The sequence below is a fragment of the Moorena sp. SIO4A1 genome (assembly GCF_010672065.1).
Taxonomy (GTDB): domain Bacteria; phylum Cyanobacteriota; class Cyanobacteriia; order Cyanobacteriales; family Coleofasciculaceae; genus Moorena.
On sequence record NZ_JAAHHX010000410.1, the window covers coordinates 1 to 1930 of the forward strand.

Annotated in this window: 3 protein-coding genes; 1 reads left to right on the top strand and 2 read right to left on the bottom strand. The window is 47.3% G+C overall.

Annotated elements, in window-relative coordinates; all coding sequences use genetic code 11:
* Positions 1 to 406 (top strand): hypothetical protein (locus tag F6K53_RS38830; RefSeq protein ID WP_366511413.1); only part of this gene is annotated, 406 nt, incomplete at its 5' end.
* A 685-nt stretch (positions 407 to 1091) separates the two neighbouring features.
* Here F6K53_RS38830 and F6K53_RS38835 read toward each other — a convergent pair.
* Complete coding sequence (locus tag F6K53_RS38835) at positions 1092 to 1421, bottom strand: DUF4157 domain-containing protein (protein WP_293085192.1); 330 nt, start codon at positions 1419 to 1421, stop codon at positions 1092 to 1094.
* Positions 1422 to 1427: 6 nt separating this feature from the next.
* On the bottom strand, positions 1428 to 1930 hold a 503-nt coding region (locus F6K53_RS38840), incomplete at its 5' end, for a hypothetical protein (protein WP_293085195.1).

Below are 1930 nucleotides of genomic sequence, written 5' to 3' on the forward strand. Positions count from 1 at the left end.
TCGGTTTATGGATGATTGGGTGGTTCTCGCTCCGACCCGGTGGAGGTTGCGGAGGGCGATTAAAGCCACCAATCAGCTGATGGCCCAGTTACACCTGGAACTTCATCCATTGAAAACCTTTATCGGGCGCATCTCCCGGGGGTTTGATTTTTTGGGGTATTGGTTTTCTCCACAGGGGTTATCGGTGGCTGGTAAAACCATAGAAAGGATGCTGGAGAAGGTAAGACGGCTTTACGAGCAAGGGGCGTCCAGTGGGCGGATTCTGTCTTATCAACTCCAATGGGGGCGTTGGGTGCGGACGGGTTTGGATGGGGTTTTTGGGGTTGGCGTACGGTCGGGTTTTGATCGTTTGGTTTTTCCCTCTTTGGGTAGTCGGTGCGTTACGCGATGCGATGCTGTTGGCTAAATATAAGTTAACATCCAAAACACTGATTCTGCCGTTGATTACGTTACAAAACTAGATTTGGTTTTTCGACCATTACCCTGGATAACACGGCTTTTTCCTTGGTATGAATTGTGTCGCCAGCCGCCTCCGCGTTGCTTTCCCTCCCTTCTAGTGCTCCTTCCCCTCATCCAGTTCTGCGAACCCACGTGTTTTACAACTCATCTATATATTTTTTTGCTTATGGGGGTAATCCCTCTACCTCTATTGGTTTCTTCTTTATTCGGTCCTTATTTATTCCTCCTTTTATCATTGTTTCTGTCTCGTTTGCCTAAAATACTCTCTGCCACCACGGGATGTTCCGTTTTAGATCATAGTAATACAATCCTTTGGCCTCAATTTCCGACAAATACCCCTTTTCTCCGATTGGTAGAACATTTTCCGCGTTTTCCTTAACTTCCTTGTCTACAACGCCGGTTGATACAATGCCAGGGTTTTTTTTCGGATCAATCTGATAATTTGCTAGAGCTTATTTGGTCACTTCCTCATACTTGTTTCCTCTTTCATTCGGATCAAACCCTTTCTGGAATATCTCTTCCGGTTTTCGTTAATATACTCATAATAACGTTGTTTTTTCGGTGATTTTTCCCACTACCGCTTTGGTCAAATCTGGGCCAAATATATTTAATAGGTGTTTTAACACATCGCCTTATGCAAATTGGATGGGGGAAGGTTTGCTGGTCATAATCTCAGTTTTGTTATTTTTTGTCCTTCGCCTCTTCTCTGCCCTCTTCCCCTTTTCCTCCGCCTCACGCTCCAACCCCCGATCGTCATTTACCCCAACCCCATTTACCTCCTTCGTCGTACTCACCCTTCCCTGCATCTGCTGCACCACATGCCACGCCTCATGGGGCACATGCCGCTTCTGCCCCGGTGCCACCTCTATCCCCAGTCCTTGGGTATAAGCATGGGCATTGAGTTGCGCGGGTTTGGGCGAGTTATAGTTAACGCGCACCCCTGAGAGGTCAAAGCCAGACATACTTTCTTAACCTTCCTTGAGGCGATCGGGCAGCCCTGTCTTGTTTTCTGCTTTCTTTTCTACCTCCATGGGCTGGATTGGGGTTTCGCGTCCGCTCTTTCCTCCATCTCGTTTTGCTACTGGCATTCCCTTTGACCGGTGCTGTTGCACCTGCCCATTTTTTACCATCGTCTGCGCATTCACCACCTTTTCCTCTCCTACTACCCTTGGTGGGACTTTTCCTTGCATCCACTGTGATTCCGTTTCCTCTTCTTGTCGATTGGGCTCTTTTGCTTTTGCCTGCCTAGGGTACGGATTAGTTGAGTAATTCCATACTGGTTTCGGCGTCAAGTCGATTTGATTTGTTCCCACTACCCAATCTGGTATTTTGTTTTGGGGTGTCATCGGTTTAGCGGGTAGCTGTCGCACTCCACTTCTTTGGAGGATCCAGTCATCGGAACCCTTCTTTTGGGGGGACTCATTGCTTCTGCGAACATCATATATTTTACGAGTCATTTTTTGTATTATTC